Annotated in this window: 14 protein-coding genes; all 14 read left to right on the top strand. The window is 65.9% G+C overall.

The genetic code is table 11. The features are described from left to right. The first annotated feature begins 2 nt into the window (after positions 1 to 2). Positions 3 to 1520, top strand: a complete 1518-nt coding sequence (gene paaH, locus ACTJKT_RS00160; protein WP_440785687.1) for a 3-hydroxyacyl-CoA dehydrogenase PaaH — start codon at positions 3 to 5, stop codon at positions 1518 to 1520. After that, entirely contained in the window at positions 1513 to 1962 is a 450-nt protein-coding gene (gene paaI, locus ACTJKT_RS00155) for a hydroxyphenylacetyl-CoA thioesterase PaaI (RefSeq protein ID WP_440785686.1), read from the top strand. The genes paaH and paaI overlap by 8 nt, the downstream gene beginning before the upstream one ends. After that, positions 1955 to 3160 carry a 3-oxoadipyl-CoA thiolase gene (pcaF, locus tag ACTJKT_RS00150; RefSeq protein ID WP_440785685.1) on the top strand — a complete coding sequence of 402 codons (1206 nt, stop codon included), beginning with the start codon at positions 1955 to 1957 and terminating at the stop codon, positions 3158 to 3160. Before paaI ends, pcaF begins: the two co-directional genes overlap by 8 nt. A 104-nt stretch (positions 3161 to 3264) precedes the next feature. Further along, entirely contained in the window at positions 3265 to 4587 is a 1323-nt protein-coding gene (paaK, locus tag ACTJKT_RS00145) for a phenylacetate--CoA ligase PaaK (RefSeq protein ID WP_440785684.1), read from the top strand. Between the two features lie 177 nt (positions 4588 to 4764). After that, positions 4765 to 5754 carry a 1,2-phenylacetyl-CoA epoxidase subunit PaaA gene (gene paaA / locus ACTJKT_RS00140; RefSeq protein ID WP_440785683.1) on the top strand — a complete coding sequence of 330 codons (990 nt, stop codon included), beginning with the start codon at positions 4765 to 4767 and terminating at the stop codon, positions 5752 to 5754. Positions 5755 to 5819: 65 nt separating this feature from the next. Then, positions 5820 to 6101: a 1,2-phenylacetyl-CoA epoxidase subunit PaaB gene (gene paaB / locus ACTJKT_RS00135; protein WP_007926505.1), complete on the top strand. Its 282-nt coding sequence runs from the start codon at positions 5820 to 5822 to the stop codon at positions 6099 to 6101. A gap of 8 nt (positions 6102 to 6109) precedes the next feature. Beyond that, on the top strand, positions 6110 to 6871 hold the full coding sequence (gene paaC / locus ACTJKT_RS00130; RefSeq protein ID WP_440785682.1) for a 1,2-phenylacetyl-CoA epoxidase subunit PaaC: 762 nt from the start codon (positions 6110 to 6112) through the stop codon (positions 6869 to 6871). After that, positions 6858 to 7391 (top strand): 1,2-phenylacetyl-CoA epoxidase subunit PaaD, encoded by a 534-nt coding sequence (gene paaD, locus ACTJKT_RS00125; RefSeq protein WP_440785681.1) that lies wholly within the window; start codon positions 6858 to 6860, stop codon positions 7389 to 7391. The genes paaC and paaD overlap by 14 nt, the downstream gene beginning before the upstream one ends. Before the next feature lie 24 nt (positions 7392 to 7415). Next, positions 7416 to 8492, top strand: a complete 1077-nt coding sequence (paaE, locus tag ACTJKT_RS00120) for a 1,2-phenylacetyl-CoA epoxidase subunit PaaE (RefSeq protein WP_440785680.1) — start codon at positions 7416 to 7418, stop codon at positions 8490 to 8492. Between the two features lie 189 nt (positions 8493 to 8681). Then, positions 8682 to 8990: a DUF485 domain-containing protein gene (locus ACTJKT_RS00115; protein ID WP_063430546.1), complete on the top strand. Its 309-nt coding sequence runs from the start codon at positions 8682 to 8684 to the stop codon at positions 8988 to 8990. Beyond that, positions 8987 to 10633, top strand: coding sequence for a cation acetate symporter (locus tag ACTJKT_RS00110; protein ID WP_440785679.1), 1647 nt, complete (start codon positions 8987 to 8989; stop codon positions 10631 to 10633). Before ACTJKT_RS00115 ends, ACTJKT_RS00110 begins: the two co-directional genes overlap by 4 nt. 33 nt (positions 10634 to 10666) lie before the next feature. Then, a complete protein-coding gene (locus tag ACTJKT_RS00105; protein ID WP_440785678.1) occupies positions 10667 to 11920 on the top strand; it encodes an OprD family porin in 1254 nt (417 codons plus the stop codon). 58 nt (positions 11921 to 11978) lie between these two features. Further along, positions 11979 to 14033: a phenylacetic acid degradation bifunctional protein PaaZ gene (gene paaZ, locus ACTJKT_RS00100; protein ID WP_440785677.1), complete on the top strand. Its 2055-nt coding sequence runs from the start codon at positions 11979 to 11981 to the stop codon at positions 14031 to 14033. 197 nt (positions 14034 to 14230) lie between these two features. Continuing rightward, positions 14231 to 15733 (top strand): sodium/proton antiporter NhaB, encoded by a 1503-nt coding sequence (nhaB, locus tag ACTJKT_RS00095; RefSeq protein ID WP_440785676.1) that lies wholly within the window; start codon positions 14231 to 14233, stop codon positions 15731 to 15733. The last annotated feature ends 111 nt before the right edge of the window (positions 15734 to 15844 follow it).

The raw sequence follows: 15844 nt of genomic DNA, 5'->3' as shown, positions 1-15844 counted from the left end.
ACATGAGCGCACTGACACCCCAGGCCCGTGTCGCGGTGATCGGCGCCGGCGCGATGGGCGCCGGCATTGCCCAGGTCGCGGCCCAGGCCGGCCACCCGGTATGGCTGCTGGACAACCGCCCGGGCGCCGCGGCGCAGGCCATAGCCGGCATCGACCGGCAACTCGCCAAACGCGTGGCCAACGGCAAGCTCGATGCCCAGGCGCACAGCGCAACCATGGCCCGGTTGCAGGCGGCCGAATCCATCGAGCAACTGGCCGACAGCGAGCTGATCATCGAGGCCATCGCCGAGAACCTCGAGGCCAAGCGTGAGCTGTTTCGCCAGCTGGAAAGCCTGTGCCGCGACAGCTGCATCCTCGCCAGCAACACCTCATCGCTGTCGATCACCCGCATCGCCGCCGGCCTGAAACACCCCGAACGCCTGCTGGGCCTGCACTTTTTCAACCCGGCACCGGTGATGCCACTGGTCGAGGTCGTCTCGGGGCTGGCCAGCGACCGGCAACTGGCGCAGTGCCTGTACGACACCGTGAAAAACTGGGGCAAGAAGCCGGTGCACACCCGCTCCACCCCGGGTTTTATCGTCAATCGCGTGGCCCGGCCGTTCTACGCCGAAAGCCTGCGCCTGTTGCAGGAAGGCACAGGCGACTGCGCCACCCTCGACGCCCTGCTGCGCGAGGCCGGTGGTTTTGCCATGGGCGCCTTCGAGCTGACGGACCTGATCGGGCACGACGTCAACTACGCAGTGACCTGCTCGGTATTCGAGGCCTATTACGGCGACATGCGCTTTCAGCCGTCGCTGATTCAGCAGGAACTGGTGGATGCCGGGCATTTCGGCCGCAAGAGTGGCCAGGGTTTCTATACCTACGCCGAGGGTGCGGAGCGCCCGGCCCCTGTCGAACTGCACAGCGATCAGAGCATCGAGTACTGCGTGGTCGAGGGCGACCTGGGGGTTGCCCAGGGTTTGCTGCAACGCCTGCGCGAGTCCGGCGTGCGCCTGGTCGAGCGTGACGGCCATGGCCTGTTGCGGGTCGGCGACGCGGTGCTGGCCGTCAGCGACGGGCGCCTGGCCAGCCAGCGCGCCCGCGACCAAGGCTTGAGCAACCTGATCCTGCTGGACCTGGCCCATGACTATGCCAGCGCCGGTCGCCTGGCCATCAGTTGCTGCGCCGGCACCAGCCCATTGGCCCGCGACCAGGCGGTGGCGTTGTTGCAACGCGCCGGGTTCAAGGTCAGCCAGCTCAGCGACAGCCCGGGGCTGCTGGTCCTGCGTACGGTGGCGATGCTCGCCAACGAAGCCGCCGATGCCTTGCTGCAAGGCGTGGCTTCGGCGGCGGACATCGACCTGGCGCTGCGCGCCGGGGTCAGTTACCCCGAAGGCCCCCTGGCCTGGGCCGACCGCCTGGGCCTGCCATGGGTGCTCGAGGTCCTGCAAAACCTGCAGGCCGCCTACGGCGAGGAGCGTTATCGACCGTCCCTGCTGTTGCGCCGCCGGGTTGCCGAAGGGAGGACGCTGCATGCTTGATCACCCTGCCATGAGCCTGGCCAGCGCCTGCGCCCAGAGCCTGTTCAACCGCGACAACGCCAGCCAGGCGCTGGGCATGCGCCTGCTGTCGGTGGCGCCCGGCGCCGCCCGACTGGGCATGAGCGTGCGCGAAGACATGCTGCAGGGCCACGGCACCTGCCACGGCGGATTCCTGTTCACCCTGGCGGACTCGGCCTTCGCCCTGGCCTGCAATACCTACGACGAAGCCACGGTGGCCATCGGCTGCAGCATCGACTACATCGCCCCGGCCCGCCTGGGCGACACCCTGACCGCCGACTGCATCGAGCAAAGCCGTAGCGGCCGCACCGGCAACTACGACGTGCGGATCGAAAACCAGCATGGCGTGCTGATCGCCCTGTTCCACGGCAAATCCTACAAAGTGCGCGGCCCGGTGCTGGCGCAGGAGAACCCCAATGAATGACGCCCTGATCATCGATGCGGTCCGCACCCCCATCGGCCGTTACGGCGGCGCCCTGAGTAGCGTGCGCGCCGACGACCTGGGGGCAATACCCTTGCGCGCCCTGATACAGCGTAACCCCGGGGTCGACTGGAGCCGGGTCGACGAAGTGATCTACGGCTGCGCCAACCAGGCCGGCGAAGACAACCGCAACGTGGCGCGCATGTCGGCGCTGCTGGCCGGGTTGCCGGTGGAGGTCCCCGGCACCACCCTCAACCGCTTGTGCGGCTCCGGCCTGGACGCCATCGGCACCGCCGCCCGCGCCCTGCGTTGTGGCGAGGCCGGGCTGGTGCTGGCCGGCGGCGTCGAATCGATGTCCCGCGCACCGCTGGTGATGGGCAAGGCGCAGACCGCGTTTTCCCGCCAGGCCGAGCTGTTCGACACCACCATTGGCTGGCGCTTCGTCAACCCGTTGATGGAGCAAGGTTTCGGCATCGACTCGATGCCGGAAACCGCGGAAAACGTCGCCGCGCAGTTCGGCATTTCCCGCGCCGACCAGGACGCCTTCGCCCTGCGCAGCCAGCAGCGGGCCGCAGCGGCACAAGCCAGCGGACGCCTGGCCAGGGAAATAGTCGCGGTGCCCATCCCCCAGCGCAAAGGCCCGCCGACCCTGGTCGAACACGACGAACACCCAAGGGGCGACACCAGCCTGGAACAGTTGCAGAAGCTCGGTACGCCGTTCCGCCAGGGCGGTAGCGTCACCGCGGGCAACGCCTCGGGGGTCAACGACGGTGCCTGCGCCCTGTTGCTGGCCGATGCCGCGACCGCGCAACGCTACGGCCTCAAGGCTCGTGGTCGGGTGGTCGCCATGGCCACCGCCGGGGTCGAGCCACGGATCATGGGCATCGGCCCGGTGCCGGCCACGCGCAAGGTACTGGAGCTGGCCCGGCTGAGCCTGGCGGACATGGACGTGATCGAACTCAACGAGGCGTTCGCCGCCCAGGGCCTGGCGGTGCTGCGCGAGCTGGGCCTGGCGGACGACGACGGGCGGGTCAACCCCAACGGCGGCGCGATCGCCCTGGGCCATCCCCTGGGCATGAGCGGCGCGCGCCTGGTGACCACCGCGCTGCACGAACTGGAGCAGCGCCAGGGCCGCTACGCCTTGTGCACCATGTGCATCGGCGTGGGCCAGGGCATCGCCCTGATCGTCGAACGACTTTAAGACCAGATACACCCGCGCCCGGAGCCCCTACGGGTATCCTGGGCGCAGGCACTCAAGGCCCGCCCGCCGGCGGGTCGCAACACAACAATAATTCGAGTGAAGCCATGAACATGCCAATTGCCAAAGCCGTGCTTGATCCCCTGCTGGACCCACTGGAAACCGCCAGCGTCGACCAGTTGCGCCAGCATCAGCTGGAACGCCTGCGCTGGAGCCTGAACCACGCCTACCGGAATGTGCCGCTGTACCGTCAGCGCTTCGACGCGCTCGGCGTGCACCCCGACGATGTGCGCAGCCTGGAGGACCTGGCGAAGTTCCCGTTCACCAGCAAGTCCGACCTGCGCGACAACTACCCCTACGGCATGTTCGCCGTGCCGATCCAGGACGTGGTGCGCCTGCACGCCTCCAGCGGCACCACCGGCAAGCCGACGGTGGTCGGCTACACCCAGAACGACATCGACACCTGGGCCAGGGTGGTCGCGCGCTCGATTCGCGCCGCCGGCGGCCGACGGGGCGACAAGGTCCATGTGTCCTACGGCTACGGCCTGTTCACCGGCGGCCTGGGGGCGCACTACGGCGCCGAACGCCTGGGCTGCACGGTGATTCCGATGTCCGGTGGCCAGACCGAAAAACAGGTACAGCTGATCAAGGACTTCCAGCCGGACATCATCATGGTCACGCCCTCCTACATGCTCAACATCGCCGACGAGATCGAGCGCCAGGGCATCGATCCGCAAAAGCTCGCCCTGCGCCTGGGGATCTTCGGCGCCGAACCCTGGACCGCCGAACTGCGCAGCGCCATCGAGCAGCGCCTGGGCATCACCGCCCTGGATATCTACGGGCTCTCGGAAATCATGGGCCCGGGGGTGGCCATGGAGTGCGCCGAGACCAAGGACGGGCCGACCCTCTGGGAGGACCACTTCTACCCCGAGATCATCGACCCGGTGACCGGCCAGGTGTTGCCGGATGGCCAGATGGGCGAGCTGGTGTTCACCTCGCTGAGCAAGGAAGCCCTGCCGATGATCCGCTACCGCACCCGCGACCTGACCCGCCTGCTGCCCGGTACCGCGCGGCCCATGCGGCGTATCGACAAGATCACCGGGCGCAGCGACGACATGCTGATCATTCGCGGGGTCAACGTGTTCCCCACGCAGATCGAGGAGCAGGTGCTCAAGGTCCGGCAACTCTGCGAATGCTATGAGATCCACCTGTACCGCAACGGCAACCTCGACAGCGTCGAGGTGCATGTGGAGCTCAAGAACGAGCATCAGCAGCTGGGCGACGAGCAGCAGAAAGCCATCTGCGACGAACTGAGCCGGCACATCAAGACCTATATCGGTATCAGCTCGCGTATCGTTTTGCGCCCACCCTTCACCCTCAAGCGCTCCGAGGGCAAGGCCAGCCACGTGGTGGATAACCGTCAGAAATAAGCCTTTTTTGCTTAAAGCCCCGCTTCGGCGGGGCTTTTTTTTGCCCGCGGGAATGCCCTCGACGGGCAAAGCGATACAAAAACACATACGACACGTTATTTTGTGTTTGATATTTATTTTTGTATCACATATAAAGTTCTCCATGCCCAGGCAATCCTTCACGGCAGGAGACGCACCATGTACGCACAGCTGGTAGAGACCGGAGTCAAAAGCATCAAGCCCCGTTCGGAGATGTCCGAACAGGAACGCGCCTTCCAGGAAAAAATCGATTCGGAAATCAAGATCGAAGCCAAGAACTGGATGCCGGATGCCTATCGGCAAACCCTGATCCGGCAGATTTCCCAGCACGCCCATTCGGAAATCGTCGGCATGCTGCCCGAAGGCAACTGGGTGACCCGCGCCCCGACCCTCAAGCGCAAGCTGCAACTGATGGCCAAGATCCAGGACGAAGCCGGCCACGGCCTGTACCTGTACAGCGCGATGGAAACCCTGGGCGCCGACCGCGACGAGGAAATCGCCAAGCTGCACAGCGGCCGCGCCAAGTACTCGAGCATCTTCAACTACCCGACGCTGAACTGGGCCGACATGGGCGCGGTGGGCTGGCTGGTGGACGGCGCGGCGATCGTCAACCAGGTGGTGCTGCAACGCACCTCCTACGGCCCCTACTCCCGGGCCATGGTGCGCATCTGCAAGGAAGAGAGCTTCCACCAGCGCCAGGGCTACGAAATCCTCCTGACCCTGATGCGCGAGGGCAACCAGGCGCAGAAAGACATGGTCCAGGACGCCATTAACCGCCTGTGGTGGCCGGCACTGATGATGTTCGGCCCCAGCGACGAACATTCGCCCAACAGCGCGCAATCCATGGCCTGGAAGATCAAGCGCCAGAGCAACGACGAACTGCGCCAGCGCTTCATCGACCAGACCATCCCGCAGTTGGAACTGCTCGGCTGCACCTGCCCGGACCCGGACTTGAAGTGGAACGCCGAACGCGGCCACTACGACTTCGGCGAGATCCAGTGGGACGAATTCTACGAAGTGCTCAAGGGCAACGGCCCGTGCAACCAGGAACGCCTCGCCACCCGGCGCCAGGCCATTGAGGACGGCGCCTGGGTGCGCGAAGCCGCGGTCGCCCACGCCCGCAAGAAAACCAATAAAAACGCCGCGTGAACCCTGGCCGCGGCAACCCGCGGCCAGGGCTACACCGCTTCAGCCCCTGATGTGGAGTCACCCTTATGTCTGAATGGACCCTCTTCGAAGTCTTCGTGCGCAGCAAGCACGGGCTCAACCACAAGCACGTCGGCAGCGTGCACGCCGCCGACAGCGCCATGGCCATCGAGAACGCCCGCGAGCTCTACACCCGCCGCAGCGAAGGCGTGAGCCTGTGGGTGGTGCCCTCGGCGCTGATCGTCGCCTCGTCCCCGGATGAAAAGGACCCGCTGTTCGACCCGGCGGACGACAAGGTCTATCGCCACGCCAGCTTCTACGAGCTGCCGGCCGAAGTCGGGCACATGTGAGGTCGACCATGAACACGCCAAGCGAATTGATCCAATACCTGCTGCGCCTGGGCGACAGCGCCCTGATCCAGGGCCAGCGCCTGTGCCAGTGGTGCGGCCGCGCGCCAGCCCTGGAAGAAGAACTGGCGCTGATGAACGTCGGCCTCGACCTGGTGGGCCAGGCCCGCAACTGGCTGGACTACGCCGCCGATCTGCTGGACGACGGCCGCGATGCCGACCACCTGGCGTTCCGCCGCGACGAGCGGGCCTACCGCAACCTGCTGCTGGTGGAGCAACCCAACGGCGATTTCGCCGTGACCCTGCTCAAGCAGTTTCTCTACGACGCCTGGCACCTGGAAGTGCTCAAGGGCCTGGCCCAGTCCAGCGACGAGCGCATCGCCGGAATCGCCGCCAAGGCGGTGAAGGAAGTCACCTATCACCTGCGCCGCTCCAGCGAATGGGTCGAGCGCCTGGGCGACGGCACCGAGCACAGCCACCAACGCATGCTGGAGGCGATTCCCCTGCTCTGGCGCTTCACCCTCGAGCTGATCAGCGGCGACGACAGCGAAAACCATCTGCACGAGACCGGCATCATCGCCGACCCGGCGCAGGTCGCCAGCGCCTGGCAGGCCAGGGTGACGCAGACTTTCGCCAGCGCCACCCTGCCCCTGCCACCGGCCCCCAGCCATTTCTACCTGGACGCCCGCCGCGGCCTGCACAGCGAACACCTGGGCATTCTGCTGGCGGAAATGCAGGCGCTGCCACGAGCCTACCCCGATGCGACCTGGTGAACTGATTTCCAGCGACCGCGGCGCCCGTGCCCAGCAACCGGGCGACCTGGAAGCCGCCTGGACCATCCTCGGCGCGGTCATGGACCCGGAGGTGCCGGTGGTCAGCGTGGTGGACCTGGGCATCGTCCGCGACCTCGGCTGGCACGACGGCCACCTGCAGGTGGTGGTCACTCCGACCTATTCCGGCTGCCCGGCCACCGAGGTGATCGAGGGCGATATCCGCGCCGCCCTGGAACTCGCCGGGTTTTGCGCGCCCCGCCTGCAACGCCGGCTGACCCCGGCCTGGAGCACCGACTGGATCACCACCGGCGGCCGCGAACGGCTGCAGGCCTACGGCATCGCCCCGCCAGTGGGCAGTAGCAGCAAGCGCAGCCTGCTGGGCGAAAGCGCTGCCATCTGCTGCCCGCAATGTGGCAGCGCCCACACCGAACAGCTCAGCGAGTTCGGCTCGACCGCCTGCAAGGCGCTGTATCGCTGCCGGGACTGCCTGGAGCCGTTCGACTATTTCAAGTGCATCTGACGCCGTGTCAGTGGGAGAACAACAATGAGCAAATTCCACAGCCTGACCATCAAGGATGTGCGCAGCGAAACCCGCGACGCGGTGTCCATCGCCTTCGAGATTCCGCAGCACCTGCAGGACAGCTTTCATTTCACCCAGGGCCAGCACCTGGTGATGCGCACCCAGCTGGATGGCGAGGAGGTGCGCCGTTCCTATTCGATCTGCGCCGGGGTCAACGACGGCGAACTGCGCATTGCCGTGAAGCGCGTGGCCGGCGGGCGTTTTTCGGCCTTTGCCAATGAACGGCTCCAGCCCGGGCACTGCCTGGACGTGATGCCGCCCGCCGGGCACTTCCATGTCGAACTCGACCCCACGCGCCATGGCCAGTACCTGGCGGTGGCGGCCGGCAGCGGCATCACGCCGATCCTGTCGATCATCAAGAGCACCCTGGAAACCGAGCCCCACAGCCGCGTCACCCTGCTGTACGGCAACCGTTCCAGCTCCGCCGCGCTGTTTCGCGAACAGCTGGAAGACCTGAAGAACCGCTACCTGCAACGCCTGAACCTGATCTTCGTGTTCAGCCGCGAACAGCAGGACGTCGACCTCTACAACGGCCGGATCGACGCCGACAAATGCGCCCGGCTGTTCTCCCGCTGGCTCGACGTCAAGGCCCTGGACGCGGCCTTCATCTGTGGCCCGCAGGAGATGACCGAAACCGTGCGCGACAGCCTGAAGGCCCGCGGCATGGCCGCCGAGCGCATTCACTTCGAGCTGTTCGCCGCCGCTGGCAGCCAGCACAAGCGCGAGGCCCGCGAGGCGGCCCGGCAGCGCGACGCGGCGGTCAGCCAGATCACCGTGATCAGCGACGGTCGCGCCCTGGCCTTCGACCTGCCGCGCAACAGCCAGAGCATCCTCGACGCCGGCAATGCCCAGGGCGCCGAGCTGCCCTATTCGTGCCGCGCCGGGGTGTGTTCCACCTGCAAGTGCAAGGTGATCGAAGGCGAAGTGGAGATGGACAGCAACCACGCCCTCGAGGACTACGAAGTGGCCGCCGGGTACGTGCTGTCGTGCCAGTCGTTCCCGGTCAGTGACAAGGTGGTGCTGGACTTCGACCAGCTCTGATGTAGCCGCTGCTGCGGGCTGTGATCGACTTGGACGGCACTCCGGCGAAGCGGGCGCACGGCCTTGAGATCGCTGAAGGCCTTCGGCCTTATCGTCCGAACGCGGCCCGAGCCTGCGGCAGCGGCTACGGAAGCAAAAAAGTTCACCGCGTTTCAACCAAAACAAAAACAACATCAAGAGAGCGCTCCCATGACCCCGCAAGACATCGAACAGATCCGCCAGCATCCCGACTTCATCCAGCTGGTGCGGCGCAAACAGAACCTCTACTGGTCCCTGACCCTGGCCATGCTGGTGATCTACTACGGCTTCGTGCTGCTGGTGGCGTTTTCCCCCAGCACCCTGGGGCGCTCGCTGAGTGGCGGCGCGACCACGGTCGGCATGCTGGTGGGCGTGGCAATCGTGCTGCTGGCCTTCGCCCTCACCGGTTTTTACGTCTATCGCGCCAATAACCTGATCGACCCGCTGAACGAAAAGCTCAAGCAGGAGTGCGCCCAATGAAGCCCTTGTTGGCGTTGTTCGCCCTGCCGTGCGTGTTCGCCACCGACCTGGCGCTGGCCGCCGAAGGCAGCGCCCGCCCCTTGAACTGGAACGCCATCGGCATGTTCCTGGTGTTTGTCCTGTTCACCCTCGGCGTCACCCGCTGGGCCGCCCTGCGCACCCGCTCGGCCAGTGATTTCTATACCGCCGGCGGCGGCATGAGCGGCTTGCAGAACGGCCTGGCGATCGCCGGAGACATGATCTCCGCGGCGTCCTTCCTGGGTATCTCGGCGATGATGTTCCTCAACGGCTACGACGGCCTGCTGTACGCCCTTGGCGTGCTCGCCGGCTGGCCGATCATCCTGTTCCTGATCGCCGAACGCCTGCGCAACCTGGGCAAGTACACCTTCGCCGACGTGGTGTCCTACCGCCTGGAGCAGACTCCGGTGCGCCTGACTTCGGCCTTCGGCACCCTGACCGTGGCCCTGATGTACCTGGTGGCGCAGATGGTCGGCGCCGGCAAGCTGATCGAGTTGCTGTTCGGCATCAGCTACCTCTACGCGGTGATGCTGGTCGGCGTGCTGATGGTGTTCTACGTGACCTTCGGCGGCATGCTCGCCACCACCTGGGTGCAGATCATCAAGGCGGTGATGCTGCTGTTCGGCACCAGCTTCATGGCGTTCATGGTGCTCAGGCATTTCGGCTTCAGCACCGAAGCGATGTTCGCCGGGGCCAGCGCCGTGCATGCCAAGGGCAGCGCGATCATGGCCCCCGGCGGGCTGCTGTCGAACCCCATCGATGCCATTTCCCTGGGCCTGGGCATGATGTTCGGCACTGCCGGCCTGCCCCATATCCTGATGCGTTTCTTTACCGTCAGCGACGCCAAGGAAGCGCGCAAGAGCGTGTTCTACGCCACCGGCTTCATCGGCTACTTCTACCTGCTGCTGATCGTGGTCGGCTTCGGCGCGATCGTCATGGTCGGCACCGACCCGGCGTTCCGCGATGCCAACAGCGCGATCATCGGCGGCGGCAACATGATCGCCGTGCACCTGGCCCAGGCGGTGGGCGGCAACCTGTTCCTCGGCTTCATCTCGGCGGTGGCCTTCGCCACCATCCTCGCGGTGGTCGCCGGCCTGGCGCTGTCCGGCGCCTCGGCGGTGTCCCACGACCTGTATGCCTGCGTGCTGCGCAAGGGGCAGGCCAGCGAGCAACAGGAAATGCGCGTGTCGCGCATCGCCACCCTGTGCATCGGCGTGCTGGCGATCGTCCTCGGCCTGCTGTTCGAGTCGCAGAACATCGCCTTCCTGTCCGGGCTGGTGCTGGCCATCGCCGCCTCGGTGAATTTCCCGGTGCTGTTCCTTTCGATGTTCTGGAAGGGCCTGACCACCCGCGGCGCCGTGACCGGCAGCCTGGCCGGGCTGGTGTCGGCGATCGTGCTGCTGGTGCTGAGCCCGGCGGTCTGGGTCAACGTGCTGCATCACGAACGGGCGCTGTTCCCCTACTCCAACCCGGCGCTGTTCTCCATGAGCCTGGCGTTCCTCAGTGCCTGGCTGTTCTCGGTGACCGACACCTCGGCGCGTGCCGAACTGGAGCGTGGCCGCTACCTCGCGCAGTTCATCCGCTCGATGACCGGCATCGGCGCTTCCGGCGCCAGCAAACACTGAACCCGCTCCGATCGATGACAGGGAATAACAACAATGAACCCCGTTTCCATCGCCTCACCGAAACACCTGCTGCCGGCCATGGCCTCGCTGGGCCTGGGCCTGTTCACCTGCAGCGTACAAGCCGACTTCATCGGCGACAGCAAGGCACGGATCGAAATGCGCAACCACTACATCAACCGTGACTTTCGCCAGGCCAACGCCGCGCAGTCCAAGGCCGAGGAATGGGCCCAGGGCTTCACCGCGCGGATCGAGTCCGGCTACACCGAGGGCACCCTGGGTTTCGGCCTGGATGCCCTCGGCGAGCTCGGGCTCAAGCTCGATTCCAGCCCGGATCGCCGTGGCACCGGCCTGCTGCCGTTCGGCCCCAACAGCCATGAACCGGCGGACGAGTTCAGCGAGCTGGGCCTGACCGGCAAACTGCGCCTGTCGAAAAGCGTGTTGAAGATCGGCACCTTGCAACCGCTGCTGCCCGTCGCGACTTACAACGACACCCGCCTGCTGGGCTCGACGTTCCAGGGCGGCCTGCTGACCAGCCAGGAAATCAGCGGCCTGACACTGAATGCCGGGCGCCTGACCGAAGCCAACCTGCGGGATTCCTCGAGCAACGACGACATAGGTTACGGCGCCGCCCGCAGCGATCATCTCGACTTCGCCGGCGCCAGCTACGCCTTCAGCCCGCAGCTGAGCCTCAGCTACTACTACGGCAAGCTCGAACAGATCTATCGCCAGCAGTACCTGGGCCTGCTGCATACCCAGCCCCTGGGCGGCGGCTTCAGCCTGCGCAGCGACCTGCGCTATTTCGATAGCCGTGGCGACGGCGCCGAGCGCGCCGGGCGGATCGACAACCGCAACTTCAACAGCATGTTCAGCCTGATCAAGGGCCCGCACAAAATCAGCGCCACCTGGCAGCAGCTGTCCGGCGACAGCGCCTTCCCCTTCCTCAACGGCGGCGATCCCTACGTGGTCAACCTGGTGACCTACAACACCTACACCCGCGCCGAGGAAGACTCCTGGCAACTGCGCTACGACTACGACTTCGCGGCCATGGGCCTGCCCGGCCTGACCTTCATGACCCGCTACACCGATGGCCGCCACGTCAAGGCGGGCACTGTCGACAACGGCCGCGAGAGCGAACGCGACACCGACATCACCTACGTGATCCAGAGCGGACCGCTGAAGGACCTGAGCATCCGCTGGCGCAACGTAACTTTTCGGTCGGGCAACGGCCTGACCACCGACCTCGACGAGAACCGCCTGATCCTCGGCTACACCCTGGCTCTTTGGTAAACCCCGCCGGCGCGGTCGCTGGCCGCGCCGGCCTCATTCATCATCCGGAGGAATCGTGATGCCTCACGCCCCTACCCTGCAAAGCTTCATCGCCGGCCGCTGGATCGGCCAACACGGCGCCCAGGTGCTGCGCAGCGCCATCGACGGCCACGAACTGGCCCGTACCCACGAAGAGCGCCTGGACTTCGCCGAGGCCCTCGACCATGGCCGGCGCCAGGGCATCGCCTCACTGATGGCCCTGGATTTCCAGCAGCGCGCCCAGCGGCTCAAGGCGCTGGCGCTGTACCTGAGCGAACGCAAGGAACAGCTGTACGCCCTTTCCCACCACAGCGGCGCCACCCGCGCCGACAGCTGGATCGACATCGAGGGCGGCAACAGCACCCTGTTCACCTATGCCAGCCTGGGTTCGCGGGAACTGCCCTCGGGCAATATCGTCCACGAAGGCCCGGCGCTGCAGTTGAGCAAGCTCGGCAGCTTCGCCGGCACCCATATCCTGGTGCCCCGCGGCGGCCTGGCGGTGCATATCAACGCCTTCAACTTCCCGATCTGGGGCATGCTGGAAAAGTTCGCCCCGAGCTTCCTCGCCGGCATGCCGTGCATCGTCAAGCCGGCCACCGCCACCAGCTACCTGACCGAAGCCGTGGTACGCCTGATGGACGAGTCGGGGCTGCTGCCCGCCGGCAGCCTGCAACTGGTGATCGGCAGCACCGGCGACCTGCTCGATCGCCTGCAGGGCCAGGACGTGCTGACCTTCACCGGCTCGGCCGATACCGCAGCCAAGCTGCGGGCCAATCCGCAGTTGATTCGCAACTCGGTGCCCTTCAATGCCGAGGCCGACTCGCTGAACTGCGCGATCCTCGCCCCGGACGTGAGCCCGGACGACGAAGAGTTCGAGCTGTTCATCAAGGAAGTGGTCCGGGAAATGACCACCAAGGCCGGGCAGAAATGCACCGCCATCCGCCGCGCCATAGTGCCGGCCAGGCACATTGATGCGGTCGCCAGCCGCCTGCGCGACAGGCTGGCCAAGGTGGTGGTCGGCGACCCATCGGTGGAAGGCGTGCGCATGGGCGCGCTGGCCTCCCACGACCAGCAGCGGGACGTGGCCGAACGCCTGGAGACTTTGCTGCAGAGCAGCGACCTGTTGTTCGGCGCCCGGGACGGCTTCGAGCCGCGCGGGGCAAACACCGGCCAGGGCGCGTTCTTCGCCCCGACCCTGTTGCAGGCTCGCGACCCGCATGCCGAAGGCGGCGCCCACGATATCGAGGCCTTCGGCCCGGTCAGCACGCTGATGGCCTATGACGACCTCGACGAGGCCCTGGCCCTGGCTGCGCGAGGCAAAGGCAGCCTGGTGGCCAGCCTGGTGACCCGCGATCCACGGATCGCCGCCAAGGCCATCCCGGCCGCCGCGGCCTGGCACGGCCGCTTGCTGGTGCTGGACCGCGAATCCGCCGCCGAATCCACCGGCCACGGCTCGCCGCTGCCGCAGCTCAAGCACGGCGGACCGGGTCGTGCCGGCGGTGGTGAGGAGCTCGGTGGCCTGCGCGCGGTGAAGCACTACCTGCAACGGGCGGCGGTGCAAGGCTCGCCGACCATGCTGGCGGCGGTCACCGGCGAATACGTGCGTGGCGCCAAGGTCATCGAGACCGAGGTGCATCCGTTCCGCCGATTCTTCCAGGACCTGCAGATCGGCGAGTCGCTGCTGACCCACAGGCGCACGGTGACCGAGGCCGACCTGGTGAACTTCGGCTGCCTGTCCGGCGACCACTTCTATATGCACTTCGACGAGATCGCGGCCAAGGAGTCGCAGTTCGGCAAGCGCATCGCCCATGGTTACTTCGTACTGTCGGCGGCGGCCGGGCTGTTCGTGTCCCCGGCGCCGGGCCCGGTGCTGGCCAACTACGGCCTGGATACCCTGCGCTTCATCAACCCGGTGGGCATCGGCGACACCATCCAGGCGCGCCTGACCTGCAAGCGCAAGATCGACCAGGGCAAGCAGAGCCCGCAGGACATCCCCCAGGGCGTGGTGGCCTGGGACGTGGAGGTCAGCAACCAGCTGGGTGAACTGGTGGCCAGCTACGACATCCTGACCCTGGTGGTCAAACGCGAAGACTGACCGGCACCGCTGACTGTAGGAGCTGGCTTGCCAGCGATTGGGCCCTCGAGATCGATACCGCTCTTGAGGCCTTATCGCCAGCAAGCTGGCTCCTACAAAAAGGTCGGGCGGTGTTTGTGGCAAAAGATTTCAGAGTTTCTTGATCTTCACCGGTGCATGCGGCAAGTTGCGCGCTTCTTCACTATAAGGAGCAGCCAATGTCCGGTTCACTGGCCCAGGCTTTCGCCCACAACTTTCTCGGCCATTCACCGCGCTGGTACAAAGCCAGCATCCTCGCCTTCCTGCTGCTCAACCCCTTGCTGCTGTTCACGGTCGGCCCGGTGGCGGCCGGCTGGATGCTGGTGGCCGAGTTCATCTTCGCCCTGGCCATGGCCCTCAAATGCTACCCGCTGATGCCCGGCGGCCTGCTAGTGCTGGAAGCCGTGGCGCTGGGCATGACCACGCCACAGGCGCTGTACGACGAACTGGTGCACAACTTCCCGGTGATCCTGCTGCTGATGTTCATGGTGGCCGGCATCTATTTCATGAAGGAACTGCTGCTGTTCCTGTTCTCCCGGCTGTTGCTGGGGGTGCGCTCCAAGGCGCTGCTGGGCTTGCTGTTCTGCTTTCTCTCGGCCTTCCTCTCGGCGTTTCTCGATGCCCTGACGGTCACCGCGGTGATCATCAGCGCCGCGGTGGGCTTCTATTCGGTGTATCACCGGGTGGCCTCCGGCAACGACCCGCGCCAGGACAGCGAATTCAACGACGATAAGCACCTGCCTCAGTTGCATCACCAGGACCTGGAACAGTTCCGCGCCTTCCTGCGCAGCCTGCTGATGCACGGCGCGGTGGGCACCGCCCTGGGTGGCGTCTGCACCCTGGTGGGCGAACCGCAGAACCTGCTGATCGGCCATGAAATGGGTTGGCACTTCGCCGACTTCTTCCTCAAGGTCGCCCCGGTGTCCCTGCCGGTGCTGGTGGCCGGACTGGTGACCTGCGTACTGCTGGAGAAACTGCGCTGGTTCGGCTACGGCACCCTGCTGCCGGACAACGTGCGCGCGGTGCTGGCCAACTACGCCGCCGAAGACAACGCCGAACGCACCGACCGGCAACGCGCGGCGCTGCTGGTACAGGGCGTGGCGGCGCTGATCCTGATTGCCGCGCTAGCCCTGCATATCGCCGAGGTCGGCCTGATCGGCCTGATGGTGATAGTGCTGATTACCACTTTCACCGGCATCACCGACGAGCACCGCCTGGGCAACGCCTTCAAGGATGCGATGCCGTTCACCGCCCTCTTGGTGGTGTTTTTCGCGGTGGTCGCGGTGATTCACGACCAGCAGCTGTTCACTCCGCTGATCCAGTGGGTGCTGGCGCTGCCGGCGGGCCAGCAACCGGGCATGCTGTTTATCGCCAACGGACTGTTGTCGGCCATCAGCGATAACGTGTTCGTCGCCACCATCTACATCACCGAAGTGAAGCAAGCCTTCGTTTCCGGACAGATGAGCCGCGAACACTTCGAGACCCTGGCGGTGGCGATCAACACCGGCACCAACCTGCCCAGCGTGGCCACACCCAACGGCCAGGCGGCCTTCCTGTTCCTGCTGACCTCGGCGATCGCGCCGCTGGTGCGCCTGTCCTATGGACGCATGGTGTGGATGGCGTTGCCTTACACCCTGGTGATGGGTGTGCTGGGCTGGTATGCGGTGAGCTACTGGCTGTAAGCCTGTAGCCGCAGGCTCGGGCTGCGAACGATAAACCTGTAGCCGCTGCCGTAGGCTGCGATCGGCCCNCGCGGCGATCTCCAGATCGCTGAAGGCCTTCGGCCTTATCGC

The sequence above is a fragment of the Pseudomonas sp. 22526 genome, assembly GCF_052044735.1.
GTDB classification, from domain to species: Bacteria; Pseudomonadota; Gammaproteobacteria; order Pseudomonadales; family Pseudomonadaceae; genus Aquipseudomonas; species Aquipseudomonas piscium.
This window is presented reverse-complemented; position numbering and strand designations above follow the sequence as displayed.

Bases quoted from the DNA above. Each gene is read 5' to 3' on its own strand.
- paaH (WP_440785687.1), top strand. From the start codon at position 3: ATGAGCGCACTGACACCCCAGGCCCGTGTCGCGGTGATCGGCGCCGGC.
- paaI (WP_440785686.1), top strand. From the start codon at position 1,513: ATGCTTGATCACCCTGCCATGAGCCTGGCCAGCGCCTGCGCCCAGAGC.
- pcaF (WP_440785685.1), top strand. From the start codon at position 1,955: ATGAATGACGCCCTGATCATCGATGCGGTCCGCACCCCCATCGGCCGT.
- paaK (WP_440785684.1), top strand. From the start codon at position 3,265: ATGAACATGCCAATTGCCAAAGCCGTGCTTGATCCCCTGCTGGACCCA.
- paaA (WP_440785683.1), top strand. From the start codon at position 4,765: ATGTACGCACAGCTGGTAGAGACCGGAGTCAAAAGCATCAAGCCCCGT.
- paaB (WP_007926505.1), top strand. From the start codon at position 5,820: ATGTCTGAATGGACCCTCTTCGAAGTCTTCGTGCGCAGCAAGCACGGG.
- paaC (WP_440785682.1), top strand. From the start codon at position 6,110: ATGAACACGCCAAGCGAATTGATCCAATACCTGCTGCGCCTGGGCGAC.
- paaD (WP_440785681.1), top strand. From the start codon at position 6,858: ATGCGACCTGGTGAACTGATTTCCAGCGACCGCGGCGCCCGTGCCCAG.
- paaE (WP_440785680.1), top strand. From the start codon at position 7,416: ATGAGCAAATTCCACAGCCTGACCATCAAGGATGTGCGCAGCGAAACC.
- ACTJKT_RS00115 (WP_063430546.1), top strand. From the start codon at position 8,682: ATGACCCCGCAAGACATCGAACAGATCCGCCAGCATCCCGACTTCATC.
- ACTJKT_RS00110 (WP_440785679.1), top strand. From the start codon at position 8,987: ATGAAGCCCTTGTTGGCGTTGTTCGCCCTGCCGTGCGTGTTCGCCACC.
- ACTJKT_RS00105 (WP_440785678.1), top strand. From the start codon at position 10,667: ATGAACCCCGTTTCCATCGCCTCACCGAAACACCTGCTGCCGGCCATG.
- paaZ (WP_440785677.1), top strand. From the start codon at position 11,979: ATGCCTCACGCCCCTACCCTGCAAAGCTTCATCGCCGGCCGCTGGATC.
- nhaB (WP_440785676.1), top strand. From the start codon at position 14,231: ATGTCCGGTTCACTGGCCCAGGCTTTCGCCCACAACTTTCTCGGCCAT.